Source organism: Streptomyces sp. NPDC006140, from assembly GCF_040628815.1.
Taxonomy (GTDB): domain Bacteria; phylum Actinomycetota; class Actinomycetes; order Streptomycetales; family Streptomycetaceae; genus Streptomyces.
Window position 1 is genome coordinate 1 of record NZ_JBEXTS010000033.1, and the last position, 16584, is coordinate 16584.

Below are 16584 nucleotides of genomic sequence, written 5' to 3' on the forward strand. Positions count from 1 at the left end.
GCCGGATCCGCGGCCGGGCGACCGTCCCGGGCGTGTGCCCGTCCGCCAGGGGACGTCTGGTGGACGGGCACACGCGTCTGTGCCGGGGGTCTGCGTCCGGGCTGTGCCCGACCGGGCGCCGACACGTCGACTGCGCATGCAGGCACGCACGACCGGCGTCTGCGGCCGGGGCAGGGCATACGAGAGGGCCGGCGGACGAGATGTCCGCCGGCCCTCTCCTCCGGCGTGCGGGTGATGCTCGGATCAGGCGCTGGTGAAGGCAACGACGGCGTTCTGCCCCCCGAAGCCGAAGGAATGACTCACCGCGGCGCCCATCAGCAGCTGCCGCGGCTTGTCCGTCACCACGTCGACCTGCACCTGCGGGTCGAGCTCTTCGACGTTGGCCGTCGGCGGCACGACCTGGTGGTGCAGGGAGAGCACTGTGGCTATCGCCTCATGAGAGCCGGACGCACCGAGGCAGTGGCCCGTCACCCCCTTGATCGAGGTGACAGCGGGGCGCTCACCCAGCACGCGATGAGTGACCATCGACTCCACCGCGTCGTTCAGCGGAGTCGACGTGCCGTGGGCGTTGACGTGGTCCACGTCGTCCGGGACCAGGCCCGCGTCCGCCAGAGCGCCGCGCAGAGCCACCTCCGCACCCCGCCCGTCGGGGTCGGGGCGCGTGGCGTGACCGGCGTCCGCCGACGAACCGTAGCCACTGAGGAACGCGTACGGGCGGGCGCCGCGGGCGCGGGCGTGCTCGGGGCGTTCGAGTACGAGGACGGAAGCGCCCTCGGCGAGAACGAAGCCGTCACGCGCCGCGTCGAAGGGGCGGGAGGCGGTTGCCGGATCGTCGGTCCTGGAAGACAGTGCGCCCATCTTGGCGAAGGCGGCCGCGACCAGGGGCGTGATGCTGGCCTCGGTGCCGCCGGCGATGACGATGTCGCACAGGTCCGTCCGCAGCAGGTCGCGTGCGGCTCCCAGTGCCGTGGTGCCGGACGCGCAGGCTGTCGCCACGGCGAAGTTGGGGCCCTTGGCCCCGTGTGCGGCGGCCACCTGACCGGCTGTCATGTTGACCGCCGCCATGGGAATCAGCAGCGGCGAGACCGCACCGGGACCGCGCTCCGCGAGGCGGGCGTACTCGCGATCCCATGTCGTCATGCCGCCGAGAGCGGTGGCGATCACCACGCCCACACGCGCGCCGTCCCACTCCGCGGGATCGAGACCGGCCAACTGGAGTGCCTCGGTCGTCGCGACCATCGTCATCTGCGTGCTGCGGTCGAGCCGCCAGGCGACACGTCGTCCCAGAAGGGCGTCGCCGTCGAACTGCTGGGCCTTGCAGGCGAAGTCGACCGGCATTCCGGCGAGTTCGGGTACACGAGCGGCGGTGGACCGGCCAGCGAGGAGGGCTTCCCAGGTCGCGGCAGCGCCGATACCGGCGGCGGTCACCATGCCGAAACCGGTGACCGCCGCACGGAAGGGCCGGTTGGCGGCTGCCGTCATCCGACCGGGTCCTGCGCCGTCAGCTTGCCGGCCATCAGAGCGGCCACGTCGTCGACGGTGTGCTCGGCGGTGAACTCGTCCTCGCCGACCGGCACCCCGAAGTCCTCCTGGAGAGCGACGGAGAACTCGACGATCGCCAGCGAGTCCAGCTCCATCGAGCCGAACGTCATATCAGGTGAGACGGATGTCTCCTCCAGCCCGAAGCGAGTGGTCAGGAGGGCGATCATCTGCTCGCGCACGGACTGGACGGGTATGGATGTCATGTTTCTCCTCCGGTTTCGTTGGTGTGATCAGATGGCCACGGGAGTGACATCGGGCCAGGTGAGGGCAGCTGCCCCCCATGTCGCCCCACCGCCGAAGGCGGTGAGGAGGACTCTGTTGCCCGGGCGCAGCCGGCCGGATCCGGTGGCGTCGGCCAGCGCGAGCGGTATGGACGCGGCGGCGGTGTTGCCGAGCCGCTCGATGTTGAGGACGCAGCGTTCGCGGGGCAGTTGCATGCGCTCGGCGACGGCGTGGACGATGCGGGCGTTGGCCTGGTGCGCCACCAGGCAGTCCACGTCCCCCGCACTCCAGCCGGCTTCGTCCCGTACCTGTTCGGCACTGTGTGCCATGCGCTCGACGGCGTGCCGGAAAACGGTCCTGCCCCGCATGGCGAAGTACCGGCCCTCAGTAGTGCGGCAGTCGCCCGACAGCGGACGGCGTGAGCCGCCGGCATCGACGAGGATCGTGTCCTTCAGCGAACCGTCACTGCCCAGCGTTATGGGGCCGATCGCGCCGTTCTCGGCGGCGGTTCCCGCTCGTACCACGACCGCGCCCGCACCGTCGCCGAAGATGGCCCGGGTACTGCGGTCGTCGGGATCGGTGATGGTGGAGTAGGTGTCGGCGCCGATGAGCAGGACGCTGCCGGCCGCGCCCGAGCGCACGAAGCTGGAGGCGCAGGCGAGCCCGTAGACGAAGCCGCTGCAGACCGCTCCCAGGTCCCAGGCGGGGATGCCTGACAGGCCCAGGCGGTGGGCTACGTGGGGTGCCGTGGCCGGGCATGGGTGGTCGGGGGTGGTGGTGGCCAGGATGACCAGGTCCACCTCGGCCGAGCCGGCGGACTTGAGTGCCCCCTGCGCGGCCGCGTAGGCGAGGTCTCCCGTGGCGGTGCCCGGATCGACGACGCGCCGCTCGTGGATGCCGGTACGGGTGCGGATCCAGTCATCGGAGGTGTCGAGGCGCGCAGCCAGATCGTCATTGGTGACCACGCGATCGGGTAATGAAGTGCCAATTCCACAGAGTACGGCAGTCGGCTGCATTGTCAGCCTCTTTCTGGCGTTGGTGGAGGGTTTCGTTCCGCATGAGAACGGGCTCGATATGCAGGACGAGAAGGCTGAAGAGTGCACGAAATATGGTCGATGAAAAAGGACGGTAGCACTCGAGCGGAGCGCACGGCAATGCCTGAAAGTAAGCTCCCCCTTGATGAACATGAGTTTCATTACCACCTCTCTAGATGAAAATGGATTTCATTAGCAAGGCTCTGACCAGCGAGTTTGTGGTAGCCGGGCAGCAGGACTCCCGAACTTCTTGCGTCGTGCGTACTCGCTCAGTTTGACTCTTCATGCGTTTCAGTGTCGTCGGCAGGCCTGATTTCGACCGTCCGGATACAAGGCAGGTAAAGGCCGGCAGCATCGCCTTTTGCGTTCACTCCGGGGGTTCGAAACGCTCGGATGATTCATTAAGGAATGCATCTTGGTTTCCGTTCTTCCTGTGCGTGGCCGTCGTATGATGGACGCCTTCCTCAAGCTTCCGATCCGGCTTCACCGGCACGATCGAAACTGGATCGCGCCGCTCACCACGGATCTGCGAAAGTTCGTCGATCCGCGGCGGAATCCTTACCTCCGTGAGGCGCAGGTCGAGCACTTCATCGCCCGGGGCGCCGGCGGCCGCACGGTGGGACGCATCTCCGCAGGCGTGGACCCGGCGCATGTCCAGAGGTTCGGCCGGCACGGTTACTTCGGCTGGTTCGAGACGGTCGACGACGAAGAGGTGGCCGGCGCCTTGCTGGACACCGCCGCGCACTGGGTGCGCGAACGCGGTATGACACGCCTGACCGGCCCCCACTCCTATTGCTCCACCCAGGAGTTCGGGCTCCTGACCCACGGCCACGACACCCGCCCCGCCGCGTTCCAGCCTCACCACCCGCGCTACTACGCGGACCTGCTCACGGCCGCAGGACTCGAGATCGACTTCCGGATGGACACCTACAGCTGGTACGCCGACCGGGACGGCGAGCAGTTGCGGCGGCTGGCGCGTCGCGGGGAGGCCATGGCCAGACGGCACCGGCTGCGGGTGCGCTGCCTCGACCCTTCCCGCTGGGAGCAGGAGATCGACCTGATCCACGAGCTCTTCAGCGCGTCCTTCGGCAACAACCACGACATGGTGCCGATGAGCCGGGAGGTACTCGGCTTCCAGACCGACGAGATCAGGCGGTTCCTCGATCCACGCCTGACGCGCTTCGTCGAACTGGACGGCCGTGCCGTCGGCTTCAGCATGTTGATGGCCGACGCCAACGAGGTGCTGGCCGCGACCCATGGCCGGGCGGGCCCGCTCTTCCTGCTTCGCTACCCGTTCCTGAAACGGCGTATCGGCGGCGCCATCGTGCTGATGATCGGAGTCCGGCCGGAGGTCGACGGACTCGGCATCGGACGCGTCCTCGCCGGAGAGGTCGGGCGCGTCGGCCTCGGAGAGGTACCGCCGTACAGGGCGGTGCACACCACCTGGGTGCATGAGCACAACTGGCAGAGCCGCGCCTACATGGCCCTGTCCAAAGCGCCGCCTGCCCGCTCCTACGGCATCTACGGAAAGGCCCTGTCACCGTGACCCGCATCCTGATCACCGGAGCGTCCGGCAGCCTCGGCTCGGCATTCGCCCGGGAGCGCATCGAGGCGGGTGATGACATCGTCGCCCTGCTGAGGGAAGAGGACGGTCCAGGAGGACTGGCGCGTCACCAGGGGCAGTTCGAGCCGCGCTACGCCGATGTCCGTGATCCGCGGGCACTGGCCCGGGCCATGCGCGACATCGACGAAGTGCACCACTTCGCCGGCATCGCCGTCACCCTCAACCGCCTCCACCACCTCATGGAGGAAGTCAACGTCAAAGGCACTGCCAACGTCGTCCGTGCCGCAGGCGAGGCCGGGGTGCGGCGCGTCGTCCACGCCTCCTCCATCTCGGCGATCGGCTACCCGCCTCCCGGTGAACTCGCCACCGAGGACTTCGACGTCGCCCGGTCCGTGACCCGGAACAGCTACATGCTCACCAAGCGCTCCGCAGAACGCGCCGCGCTGAGTGCCGCCGACGCCACCGGAACAGAGGTGGTGTTCGTCAATCTCGGAGCAGTCATCGCCCCCTACAGCCACCGCCGATACGGATGGGCGATGCTCGTCGACAATGTCCGGCGCGGCCGCCTCCGCGCCTGTCCCCCTGGCGGTCTGGCCATGTGCGCCGCCGAGGACATGGCGCAGGGCATGTCGAGCGCCATGGCCAAAGGGCAGCACGGCCGTCGGTACATCGTGGCCTCCGCCAACCTCTCGTACCGCGAACTCATCGGTCAGATCTGCCACGTCGTCGGCGCCCGGGAACCGCGCCTGCGACTCCCCGCCGCCTTCGTACACGCGGCCGGCCTCGCCGGAGCGGCGATCGGGACACTCGTCCGGGAACCGATGCGAACGCCCTTCATCGTGCCGGAGAACACCTCACTGATGGTCCGGCAGCTCTACTACGACACCACCCGCGCGCAGCAGGAACTCGGGCTGCGTCCCACTGCCTTGCACAACTCCATCGCCGCCGTCGCGCGGTGGCTCGACGAGGGGGACTGACCTTTCCATGCCCACCGGATCACCCTTGCTCGCGTCCCAGGAGGACACCCTCGGGCATGTCCTGGCCCGGCATGCCCACCAGAGCCCGGAGCGCTCGGCCGTCACCTACTTCGACACCTCCGGCCCTCGCCACAGCCTCACCTACGCCGGCCTCTACCAGCAGGCCGGGCGTCTGGGAACCCTGCTCGCTTCGCTGAAGGGCGACAGGGACGCGCGCCCGTTCGTGTTGATCGCCCTTCCCAACGGACTCGATTACGTCGCCGCCTTCTTCGCGTGCGTGCTGTCCGGTGCGGTGGCCGTCACCTTCCACCCACCGGCGCTGTCCACCGCGCGAGCGGGCCGCAACTACGACCTGCGCACACGTCGCATCCTTGAGGACTGCCGCCCGGCCGCGGTCATCGCCGACACCGCCCTGCACGGCCGGGTGCGGAACCTGAGTGCCGACGCGGGACTCGACCCCCTGCTCCTCGACCCCCGCGCCGAGGTGCCTCCCGGCACCACACCACTGTCCACGCCACTGGCCGGTGCGGACGACCTCGCCCTGCTCCAGTACACCTCGGGGTCGACCTCCGAGCCCAAGGGCGTGATGGTCAGCCACGCGAACCTCGTGCACAACGCTGCCGGGCTGGCCCGAAACCTTGGTTCCGGACCGGGGCAGACCGCTGTCGGCTGGTTGCCGCTCTTCCACGACATGGGTTTGATCGGCATGATCTGTCACCCGGTGTATGCCGGGATGTCCGTTCACATGAGCACGCCCGCCGGGTTCCTGCGCAGTCCGGTCTCCTGGCTGCAGGAGATCTCCCGCACCGGGGCAGCCATCACCATCGCGCCCGACTTCGGCTACGCGACAGCCGTGCGCAAGGTTCCCGAGAACAAGCGTGCGGGCCTGGACCTCTCCCAGCTGAGGCACGCACTCAGCGGCGCCGAGCCGGTCAGGCCCAGAACCATCGACGAGTTCACCAAGGCCTACGCCCCCTACGGTCTCAGCCGCAGTGCGCTCATGCCGGTCTACGGCCTGGCCGAAGGAACCCTGTGCGTCACGGCGCTCGGACACCGGGCCGAACCCCAATACACCGAAGTGTCCGCTGCGCACCTGCGGGCCGGCAGGGTCCGCCCGGTGCGGGAGGGCTCCACCGTCACGCTCGTCGGCTGTGGCCGCAGCTTCACCGACGACACCGACGTCGCCGTCGTGGATCCGGAGCAGCACGTGCGGATGCCGAACGGTGAGGTCGGTGAGATCTGGGTCAGCGGCCCGAGTGTGGCGGGCGGTTACTGGAAGCGCGGACAGGCCACAGCGGAGACGTTCGGAGCGCGCATCCGGAACGAGGTCCCGCGGCCGTACCTGCGCACCGGTGACCTGGGCGTCTGGTATGCGGGCCAGCTCCACATCGTGGGCCGTCGCAAGGACGTCATCGTCCACCACGGTGTCAACCACCATCCCCAGGACGTCGAAGCCACCGCGGAGGACGCCCATCCCGCGGTCGGCAGGGCGGCCGCCCTCGGTGTGACCGACCCGGACCACCCCGAAGCCGTCCACGTGGTGCTCCTGGCCGAGACAAGCGGCTATGGCGTGCGGGACGCCGATCACGAGGCGGTTGCCACGGCTGTACGGGGCGCCGTCACCGAGGTGCACGGCCTTGCCCTGACCGCTGTGGCCGTTCTCCGGCCGGGAGCGATACCGCGCACGACCAGCGGCAAGGTGCAGCGCCGCGAAGCCTCACGGCGCTGGGCGGAAGGCGAGTTCACACCCCTGGCTGTCTGGCACAGCGGCAGGGCCGGCAAAGGAGCTTGAGCGTGGAGAACACACAGCTGGCAGATCTGGAGCGACACATCGCGGCGGTGCTCGTCCAGGCCATCGCCGAGGACTTGGAGGTCGACGCGGCGAGCATCGATCAGCAGGCGCGGTTCACCGACCTGGGCCTGGACTCGGCCGGACTGATCGCCGTGTCGGAGCGGGTTTCGGAGGAACTGACCCGCAAGGTGGAGACCGAGGAGTTCTTCGAGCACGTTTCGGTGGTCGAGCTGGCGCGCCACCTCGCCGGGAGGACCCCATGAGCGGGCCTCTCAGCGAGGGGACACTCGATCCCCGCGAGCAGACATCACCGCATGCGACAGGCGGCGAACAGGCCTGGCACAACGACTCGCGGGCGTACGGCGAACCCATCGCGGTGGTAGGCGCCGCCTGTCGGCTGCCCGGTGGCGTCAGCACGCCCGAGCAGTTGTGGCAACTGCTGCGGACGGGCCGGGACACCGTACGCCCCCTGTCGGGCGAACGCTGGAGCGGCATCGACTTCAGCGGCTGGGACGACGGAGCGTTCGCCCGCATCCCCCGGCATGCCGCACTCATCGACGACGTCGACGGGTTCGACGCCGGGTTCTTCGGCATCTCCGCGGTGGAGGCCGCGCGCATGGATCCCCAGCAGCGCCTCGCCCTGGAGCATGTGTGGGAGGCAGGGGAGCGGGCCGGCTGGACCCCGGGGAGTCTGCGGGCCACCCCCACCGGTGTCTTCCTGGGCGTCGGCCACCAGGACTACCTGACGGCATCGCTGGCCGCCGGTGAGGAGGTGGGCAGCCGACTGGTGACCGGAACGGCACGCAGCCTGATCGCCAACCGGGTCTCCTACGAGTTCGGGCTCCAGGGTCCCAGCCTCACCGTGGACACCGCCTGCTCCTCCTCTCTCGTAGCCATGCACCTCGCCTGCCAGAGTCTGCGCACGGGCGAGTGCCGGCAGGCGTTCGCCGGCGGTGTCAGCCTGATCCTCTCCCCGCTGTCCATGACGCTCACCGGGCGGGCACTGCCCATGGCCCCGGACGGACGCTGCAAGGCCTTCGCCGCCGACGCGGACGGCATGGTCCGCGGCGAAGGCAGCGGCGTCCTCGCGTTGAAGCGGTTGTCCGATGCCCTGGCGGACGGTGACCCGGTCCAAGCGCTCGTTCTGGCCTCGGGCACCAACCAGGACGGCGCCACCAACGGTCTCACCGCTCCCTCCCCCGCAGCGCAGGCCGCGCTGCTGCACTCGACGCTCAAGGCGTCCGGGCTCGCTCCCTCGGACATCACCTTCGTCGAGATGCACGGCACCGGCACCCCGTTGGGCGATCCGATGGAGTACAAGGCCGTGTGCGAGGTCTACGGGGCGACCGCCGACGACCCGACCTGCTGGCTGGGCTCGGTCAAGGCCAATCTGGGGCACCTGGAGTTCGCCGCGGGTGTGGCATCGGTCCTCAAGACCCTCGGGGCCCTACGGCACGGCACCGTACCGCCGCAGATCAACGTCGACCGGGTCAATCCCCGGATCGAACTCGAGGGCCGGCGTTTCGCCATTGCTCGCGAGGAACAGCAGTGGGCTCCTGCCGAGCGGCGATACGCGGCTGTCAGCTCCTTCGGCTTCGGAGGCAGCAACGCGCATATGATCCTCGCCCACCCCGATGCCTTCCCCGCGACGAGGGCCGCCCGCACACGGCAGCCGGCCGCGCCCGAGCGCGCCGTCGTGCTGCCGCTGTCAGCACGTTCTCCCCGAGCCCTGGCCGAGTTCGCCGGCCGGGTCGCCGACGCACTGCGCCAGAGCCCACCCACCGAGGTGACGGCGTTCCTGGCCGCGGCGTCCCGGCGCCGCGCCCACCACCCGGTGCGCGCGACCGTGGTCGCGGCCCGGCCGGAAGACCTGCTCGGAGCCTTGAACCGGGCACGCGCCGGACTGGAATCCGACGCCCGCACGGCATCCCGGCAGCGCCTGGCCTTCGTCTTCTCCGGGCAGTCGGGACAGTGGCCCCATATGGGTGTCCGGCTCGCCGAACGGGACGCGACGGTGCGGGCGGAGCTGGAGCGCTGGGACCAGACCCTGGCACGCGTGAACGGCCCGCGGCTGCTGGAGACGCTGTCCGGCCCGCGGTGCGGCGAGGCGCTCCGGGACACCCGGTTCGCGCAGGTGGCCATCGTCGCTGTGCAGACAGCGCTGGCCGAGCGGCTGCGCGCGTGGGGCCTGGCCCCGGTGGCAGTGACCGGCCACAGCCTCGGAGAAGTAGCAGCAGCCGTCGCCGCCGGAGCCCTCACCCGCGTCGACGCGGTGGAGGTCCTGCGAGCCCGCTCCGAGGCACTGCACCGCCACGCCGCGGGCGGAGCCATGCTGGCCGTGCGCGCGCCGGCACGGCAGATCCAAGCCGTTCTGGAGGCCGCGACGGCCGGAGACGACCGTTTCGCGCAGGTGGGCATAGCCGCCTACAACGCTCCGGATGTCGTGGTCATCGCCGGACCGGCAGAACTCGTGCACGACATCCAGCCGGATCTGGCCAGGTGGCGCTTCACCGCGCTGGAGACGGACTACGCCTTCCACAGCCCGAGCCTGGACGGCCCCGCCGCCGCGGAAGTGCGGGCGGCTCTGAAGCGACTGCGCGGCCGCCCGGAGGACGTCCCGCTGTACTCGACGACCACCGGGACACAGCTGCCCGGGACCGCGCTGGACGCGGAGCACTGGGCCACGAACGCGGCCCGGCCGGTGCTGTTCGAACCTGTGGTGCAGCAGATGCTCGCCGACGGAGTGACCAGTTTCGTGGAGATCGGCCCGCATCCCGCGCTCACTCCCCATCTCCGCCGGGCGCTGCGCGACCGCGGTGTGCCCGGGACCGTCGTCCCCACGCTGCGGCGTGAGCAGGACGAGGTCCAGGCTCTGTGGACGGCCGTGGGCGATGTGTGGGCGTCCGGCTGCGAGGTGGACTGGAAGGCGGTGCACCCGGGTTTCGCGCGGCACGTTCCGGCCTTGCCCTCCTACCCGTGGCAGCGCACCAGCCACTGGATTCCCGGTGTGCCTTTTCCGTCGCCGTCGGGCGACTCCTCCCGGACCGCGGCCGCAGAGGGCCCGTCGATGCCCACGACCTCCTCTGCGGCCGCCTCCTCCCAGGCCGGTGTCCTCGACCTCCTGGTGCGGCATGTGGCGGCCGCGCTAGGGGTCGAGGCCACCGCAATCGATCCCGATCTGCCGACACGGAATCTGGACGTCGAGTCGGTCACGTTCGTCGAGCTCAAGACCCGGCTGGAGAGCCGGCTGGGGCATGCGATCCCGCTCACGGCGCTCACCGAAGGGGCCAGTCTGCGGCAGATCGCCCACCGCATCGCCGTCCCGGAGCGGAGCGTGGCCACGGCCGAGGACGCACGCCAGGCGCTCGAAGGAATCGACGAACTGTCGGAAGAGGAAGTCGCCCGTCTGCTGAACGACCTCGAAACCCGCGGAGATTGGTGAAAATGACATGACCGGCCAGCATCCCACCACCGCCCCGCCGACCACGGAAGACAAAAGGGCGGAACTACGACGGCGCCTGCTGAGCATCGCAGCCCGCGACACCACGAGCGAGCAGTACCGGCGACACGTCAATCCTCACATCGCCCGAACTCTCGACGGCCTCGGCCTCGACATCGCATACGTCCGAGGCTCCGGCACCCGGCTGTTCGACGCGCAGGGCAACGGCTATCTCGACTTCGCCGGCGCCTACGGGGCACTGCCCTTCGGGCACAACCCCGCCGGTGTCTGGGACGCCATCGACGCCATCCGGCACTCGGAGGAACCCAGTCTCACCCAGCCTTCCATCCAGGGAGCTGCCGCCGCTCTGGCCGAGCGCCTCGTGGCCCTGGCTCCGCCGGGACTCACCCAGGTATGGCTGTGCAACAGCGGCGCCGAAGCCGTCGAGGCATCCATCAAGCTGGCCCGTGCGGCCACCCGACGGCCCATGGTCGTCGCCACCAGGAACTCCTTCCACGGCAAGACCCTGGGTGCGCTGTCGGCCACGGGCCGTCCCCGTTACCAGGAACCGTTCGGTGTTCCGATGCCCGGCTTCACCCACGTTCCCTTCAACGACATCGACGCCTTGGCCGCGCTCTTCGCCGAGCGCGGAGAGAGCATCGCCGCCTTCCTGGTGGAGACACTGCAAGGCGAGGGCGGCATCCACCCCGCCTCCGAGGCGTTCCTGGTGGCCGCGAGGGAGCTGTGCACGCAGTACGGTGCCCGACTGGTCGTCGACGAGGTGCAGACCGGACTCGGCCGTACCGGGCGGCTGTTCGCCTGCGAGCACACCGGCGTGGTCCCCGACATCATGCCGCTGGCGAAGGCACTGGGCGGCGGCGTCGTCCCCGCGGGCGCCGTCCTGTTCGGAGAGACGTCCCTGAGTGAGGACTTCGGACTGCGGCACACCTCGACCTTCGGTGGCAACGCCTTCTGCGCCCGCATCAGCCTGCGCGCTCTCGACATGCTCACCGAGAACGACCAGGCCCTGGTCCGCGCCGCGGCCGAACGGGGCGAGCAGCTGCGGTCCGGTCTGGAGGCGATCCGGGCAGACCATCCCGACCTGATCACCGCGGTCCGCGGTCAAGGCCTGCTGATGGGCGTCGAACTGACCACCGACACGTCGGTCTTCCCCGAGCAGGGCCTCTTCCGCTCCCTCGCCGACCAGGAGGGTCTCGCCGGCTTTCTGTGCGGCTACCTCCTGCGCAACGAGGGCATCCGGCTCGCTCCCACCTACTTCTCCAACAGCGTGCTCCGCATCGAACCACCGCTCACGGTCTCCGCCGAGGAATGCGACACCGTACTGGGCGCCCTGCGCCGGGGGATGGAGGTCATCGCGGCCGGCGACAGCCGGCGCTTCTTCCGCCACCTCCTCCTGGACGACATACCCGCGGCAGAGGCCGAGGACGGCACCGCACGGCCGTCCGGACCGCCGGCCGAGAGAACAGCACCCCGCGAGGGAGCCCCGGCATGGCCCGTGACCCCGCGCCCCGGCGAACCGCGGTGGGCCTTCGTCGCCCACCCCACCGACCTGGCCAGCTACGCCAGTTACGACCAGCGTCTCGCACTGCGTGGCGAACAGGTCCGGGTTCTGTTCGACAGGATGAACCAGTGCCGCAACGTCGACACGCCCGCAGCCATGTTCGTCGGCGCCTGTCGCGTGCACACCGACACCGGCGAAACCTCCTACGGGGAGGTCTTCGCCTTGCCTTACGGTGCGCAGCGGCTGCTGGACATGCCGACCGACCAGGCGACCGAACTCGTACAGCAGGCCGTCGACGAAGCCGTACGACGCGGCGCCCAGCTTGTAGGCCTCGGGGCCTACACATCCATCGTCACCGCGAACGCCACCGCCATCGATGATCACGGCGTCCCCGTCACCACCGGCAACGCGTTCACCGTCGCGGCCGGCGTCGACGGCCTGCTCAAGGCCGCGCAAGCTCAGGGCACACCGGCTGGTTCCGCGCACACCGTGGTCCTCGGTGCCGCCGGTGCGATCGGCAGGGCTTCCAGTCTGCTGCTGGCCGAACAGGTCGGCCGGATCACTCTGGTCGGCAACCCGGCGCACCCGGAGCGCAGCAGGCGGCGGCTGGCCGACGTCGCCACAGCGGTGGTGGAGCACCTGGCATCCCTCGAACCCGGCCCCGAGCACGGAGGACTGGCCCAGGCCGTCGCCCTGCGCAGCAAGCGGGGCGCGACCGTGGCCGAGACGGTGGCCGAGCTGGCGGGCACCGGCGAACTCACCGGCAGCCTCGACGCCGAGTCCGTCCTGCCCGCCGCGCATCTCGTGCTCGCCGCCACCTCGACACCCGACCAGATCATCCGCCCCGGCCTGCTGCGCCGGCACGCCGCCGTGTGTGACGTCTCGCAGCCCCCGAACGTGGGCGACGAGGTGCGGCGAGAGCGCCCCGACGTGCTGGTCGTGGCCGGCGGCCTGATCCGTATGCCGGGCGACCAGGACACCGGCATCGCCTTCGGCCTGCCGGACGGCGTCACCTACGCCTGTACCGCCGAGACGATGATCGCGGCGCACGGTTTGGCCGACCCCGTGGTCAGCAATGGCGAGAGGCTTTCGCCGGACCTGGTCCGGACGCTGCGCCAGGGCGCGGAACGGCTCGGCTTCCGCCTGTACCTATCCGGCGGCCAGGAGACCGACGCCGCGGTACGGAAAGGGCCCCGGTCATGAGCCACTCTGCTTCTCTGCCGGCCGCCTGGGACCAAGTGGTGCGCACTTCCCGTCTGCCCGGCGTCGATCCCCGGGAGCTGTGGGGGAACGTCACCAGTATGGGCGGCGTCAACCGGGAACTGCTGCCGTACATGCGCATGACGTTGCCACGGGAACTACGGCGCGACCCCTCCATCCGGCACGTGCCGCTCGGCTCCTCGCTGGGCAAGTCGTGGATCTTCCTCGGCGGGTTGCTGCCCATCGACTTCGACGACATCGTCATCGCCGAACGGGAGGAAGGCCGCCGGTTCCTGGAACGCTCCACAACCTCCTGCACCAAGGTCTGGCAGCACGAACGCATCGTCGATGAGATACCCGGTGGTGCCCAGCTCACCGACCGGCTGTCCTACCTCCTGCGCCCCCACATGCGCCCGGTGCGGGCACCGTTCCACCGGGCCATGGGCGCCTTGTTCACCCACCGGCACCGCAAGGTCAGGCGGCACTACAGCGAGTACGCGTTCCGTACGGGTACGGAAGGAGACGCGCATGCCTGAGCGTGTGGCCGACATACCCTGGGCTCCGGACATCCAGCAGGCAATGCGCGACTTCTCCGTGCAGCAGGCCCACGGGATGCTGCACGGACTGTTCAAACCGCGCATGGCCGTGTACTGGACCGACTTCCTCTGCTCCTACGCCGTGGCCGTCGCGTCCTTCTGGGCGGTCGGCCCACTGGGCGGCTTTTCCCCGGCCGGCGCGCTCGCCTTCCTCGTGTCCGTCTTCGCGGCCTTCCGGTGCTTTGCGTTCATCCACGAGATCGCCCACTTCCGGGCCAAGAAGTCCTTCAACCGCTTCCGGGCCGGATGGAACGTGCTCTTCGGCATCCCGATGCTCGTCCCCGTCTTCATGTACGACTGCCACGGCGAGCACCACAACCGCCGGCTGTACGGAACCGGCCAGGACGCGGAGTACCTCCCGTTGGCCCGGATGTCTCCCTGGGCGAGTATCCGGCTCCTGGTCCTGCCGCTGGCCCTGCCCCTGTTCGGGCCCTACCGGTTCGGCGTGGTCACGCCGGTGTCGTGGTTCGTGCCTCGCGTGCGCCGCTACCTCTACCGGCGCCTGTCGTCGCTGAAGATCGACCTGGACTACGAAGGCCGCCTGCCACGAGACGACGAGAAGCTCAGCTGGCGCCTGCAGGAGGCCGCCTGCCTGGTCTGGATCGCAGGCGTGTTCACGCTGGTCGCGACCGGTGTGATGTCCGTGGGCCGCATCTGGCAGTGGTGCGCTCTGTTCGCGACCGTCGCCGTGATCAACTCGGTGCGGCTGCTGGCAGCCCACCGTTACCTGGGCAACGAGGAGGAAATGTCCGTCGTCGAGCAGATGATGGACACCGTCAATCACCCGCGCCACCGGCTGCTGACGGAGCTGTGGGCACCGGTCGGCCTACGGCTGCACGCCCTGCACCACCTGATGCCCGGACTGCCGTATCACCACTACCAGACGGCACACGAGCGGCTCGTCGAGAACCTGCCCGCCGACTCGGCCTACCGGCTCACCGCGAGTCCGGGGCTTGTCGCGTCCCTGAGCCGGCTCGCTCGCGAGTCCCGCTCGCACCAGAAGGCCGGCACCTTGCTCCCCTCGCGCAGGCCGTCCGCCACTCTCGAGGAAGAGGTCGCCCGGTGACCACCAGTCCCCGACTGCCGTTGCAGCACGCCGCCGCTCCCGCGCCCCCGCAGGCTCGTGGCTCGCTGTTCCTCGGACACGCCAGGCAACTCCAACGGGACACGATCACCGCACTGGCCGGTCTGTCCGCCACCGCACCGGAGGGCATCGCGGGCTTCCGGATCGGCACCAGTCCCGCGATCGTCGTCTCGACCCCCGACACGGTGCGGGAAGTGCTCATCGAGCGGGCCGACGACTACGCGCGCGGGCGCCGTCAGACCCGTGCGCTCACCCCGCTCATGGGTCAGGGGCTGCTGGTCAGCGAGGGGCCTCTGCACGCCCGGCAGCGCCGTATCATCCTGCCCCATCTCTCCCCGCGTCAGGTGCCGAAGTACGCGGACACCATCGTGGCCGAGGCCGAGCGGTACATCGCGGAGTGGAAGACGCCGCACGAGGTCGACCTCGTCGCCGAGATGAACTCGATGACGATGGACATCGTCACTCAGTTGCTGTTCAGTTCCTCCTCCCGGGACAACCAGGCCCTCGCCCGGGCGATCACCGAAGCGTTCGAGTGGGAGATGCACGCCCTGACCAGCGTGTTCCCCCTGCCCTTGTGGGTCCCCACCGCGCGCAACCGTCGAGCCCGGCAGAACATCGACACCATCCGGGCCTGGATCTCCCGCTTCATCGAGGAACGCCGGGCCTCCCAGGACGAAGCCCAGCCGGTCGACCTGCTCGGTGACCTGATGAACACCCGTTACGAAGACGGCAGCCGGATGCCCGACAGTCTGCTCCTGGACGAGGCCCTCACAGCCTGGGGGGCCTCGCAGGAGACGTCGGCCGACGCCCAGGCCTGGACGCTGTACATGCTCGCGACCCATCCCGAGGTACGCGAGCGCGTGCGTCAGGAAGTCGACAACGCGGTCGGCCGCCGCACCGTACGCCACGAGGACCTGTCCGAGCTGCCGTTCTGCGCGCAGGTGTTCAAGGAGGCCATGCGGCTCTTCCCGCCAGCCTCGATGATCCCCCGGCAAGCCGTCCGGGACACCACACTGCGTGGGTACACCGTGAAGAAGGGAACCATGGTCTTCATCAACGCCTACAGTCTGCACCGCAGGCCCGAGGTGTTCGACGACCCGGAGACCTTCGATCCGGACCGCTTCGAGCGGACCCGGGAGCGGGCCCTGCCCAAGGGCGCCTATCTGCCGTTCGGGACCGGCGGCAACGTCTGCCCCGGCAGTCACCTGGCCCTGATGGAGGGTCACCTGCTGACCGCGGTGCTCGCACAGCGCCTCACCGTGGAACTCCTGCCCGGCCAGCGAATCCGCCCCCACCTGATGGTGAACCTCCGCCCCAGCCCTGGCGTACGGGCGCGGGTCTGCCTGACGAACTGAGGCAAGCGGCACCGGGCGGGCGGCGACGACCCGGCCAAGGCCCGGTGCGTGCATGGGACCGGTTCGGTGTTCGCGGACTTCCCCCGGCCGCGGACGCCGAGCCTCGCACCTGCACGACAGCCGGCCGTGTTCGCCACGCGGGCGCCGGGAACTGCCCGACCACCAGCCACCAGCGCTCCCACCCCGGGCTCTCCTTCCTCTCCCTCAGCACCCCGGCGCAGGCGGCCCCCACCGGCTTCCGCGTCGAGAACGGCCGG

13 protein-coding genes are annotated in these 16584 nt (G+C 69.8%); 10 read left to right on the top strand and 3 right to left on the bottom strand.

Features of this window, described 5'->3' with window-relative positions; all coding sequences use genetic code 11:
• Positions 1 to 243: 243 nt before the first annotated feature.
• Genes ABZ386_RS41665 through ABZ386_RS41675 form a run of 3 tightly spaced genes read right to left on the bottom strand, consistent with a single transcriptional unit; the run spans position 244 to position 2780 of the window.
• The gene (locus ABZ386_RS41665) at positions 244 to 1482 is read right to left on the bottom strand and encodes a beta-ketoacyl-[acyl-carrier-protein] synthase family protein (RefSeq protein WP_351347122.1); all 1239 of its coding nucleotides are present in this window, start codon (positions 1480 to 1482) and stop codon (positions 244 to 246) included.
• Positions 1479 to 1745, bottom strand: coding sequence for an acyl carrier protein (locus ABZ386_RS41670; protein WP_351347120.1), 267 nt, complete (start codon positions 1743 to 1745; stop codon positions 1479 to 1481). The genes ABZ386_RS41665 and ABZ386_RS41670 overlap by 4 nt, the downstream gene beginning before the upstream one ends.
• Positions 1746 to 1772: 27 nt before the next feature.
• Complete coding sequence (locus tag ABZ386_RS41675) at positions 1773 to 2780, bottom strand: beta-ketoacyl-ACP synthase III (RefSeq protein ID WP_351347118.1); 1008 nt, start codon at positions 2778 to 2780, stop codon at positions 1773 to 1775.
• 451 nt (positions 2781 to 3231) lie between these two features.
• Here ABZ386_RS41675 and ABZ386_RS41680 point away from each other — a divergent pair, with 451 nt between their 5' ends.
• The 10 genes from ABZ386_RS41680 to ABZ386_RS41725 all read left to right on the top strand — a co-directional run.
• Positions 3232 to 4344 carry a hypothetical protein gene (locus ABZ386_RS41680; protein WP_351347116.1) on the top strand — a complete coding sequence of 371 codons (1113 nt, stop codon included), beginning with the start codon at positions 3232 to 3234 and terminating at the stop codon, positions 4342 to 4344.
• Positions 4341 to 5339, top strand: coding sequence for an NAD-dependent epimerase/dehydratase family protein (locus ABZ386_RS41685; RefSeq protein ID WP_351347114.1), 999 nt, complete (start codon positions 4341 to 4343; stop codon positions 5337 to 5339). Before ABZ386_RS41680 ends, ABZ386_RS41685 begins: the two co-directional genes overlap by 4 nt.
• Positions 5340 to 5346: 7 nt before the next feature.
• On the top strand, positions 5347 to 7131 hold the full coding sequence (locus tag ABZ386_RS41690; RefSeq protein ID WP_356506435.1) for a fatty acyl-AMP ligase: 1785 nt from the start codon (positions 5347 to 5349) through the stop codon (positions 7129 to 7131).
• A 2-nt stretch (positions 7132 to 7133) separates the two neighbouring features.
• A complete protein-coding gene (locus ABZ386_RS41695; protein ID WP_351347110.1) occupies positions 7134 to 7394 on the top strand; it encodes an acyl carrier protein in 261 nt (86 codons plus the stop codon).
• Complete coding sequence (locus ABZ386_RS41700) at positions 7391 to 10573, top strand: beta-ketoacyl synthase N-terminal-like domain-containing protein (protein WP_356506436.1); 3183 nt, start codon at positions 7391 to 7393, stop codon at positions 10571 to 10573. Before ABZ386_RS41695 ends, ABZ386_RS41700 begins: the two co-directional genes overlap by 4 nt.
• Positions 10574 to 10580: 7 nt before the next feature.
• Complete coding sequence (locus ABZ386_RS41705) at positions 10581 to 13295, top strand: aminotransferase class III-fold pyridoxal phosphate-dependent enzyme (protein ID WP_351347106.1); 2715 nt, start codon at positions 10581 to 10583, stop codon at positions 13293 to 13295.
• A gap of 38 nt (positions 13296 to 13333) precedes the next feature.
• Positions 13334 to 13828 (top strand): hypothetical protein, encoded by a 495-nt coding sequence (locus ABZ386_RS41710; RefSeq protein ID WP_351347104.1) that lies wholly within the window; start codon positions 13334 to 13336, stop codon positions 13826 to 13828.
• Positions 13821 to 14954, top strand: a complete 1134-nt coding sequence (locus ABZ386_RS41715; protein ID WP_351347102.1) for a fatty acid desaturase — start codon at positions 13821 to 13823, stop codon at positions 14952 to 14954. Before ABZ386_RS41710 ends, ABZ386_RS41715 begins: the two co-directional genes overlap by 8 nt.
• Positions 14951 to 16327: a cytochrome P450 gene (locus tag ABZ386_RS41720; protein ID WP_351347100.1), complete on the top strand. Its 1377-nt coding sequence runs from the start codon at positions 14951 to 14953 to the stop codon at positions 16325 to 16327. The genes ABZ386_RS41715 and ABZ386_RS41720 overlap by 4 nt, the downstream gene beginning before the upstream one ends.
• A gap of 44 nt (positions 16328 to 16371) precedes the next feature.
• Positions 16372 to 16584: hypothetical protein (locus tag ABZ386_RS41725; RefSeq protein ID WP_358968721.1), on the top strand; the 213-nt coding region annotated here is incomplete at its 3' end.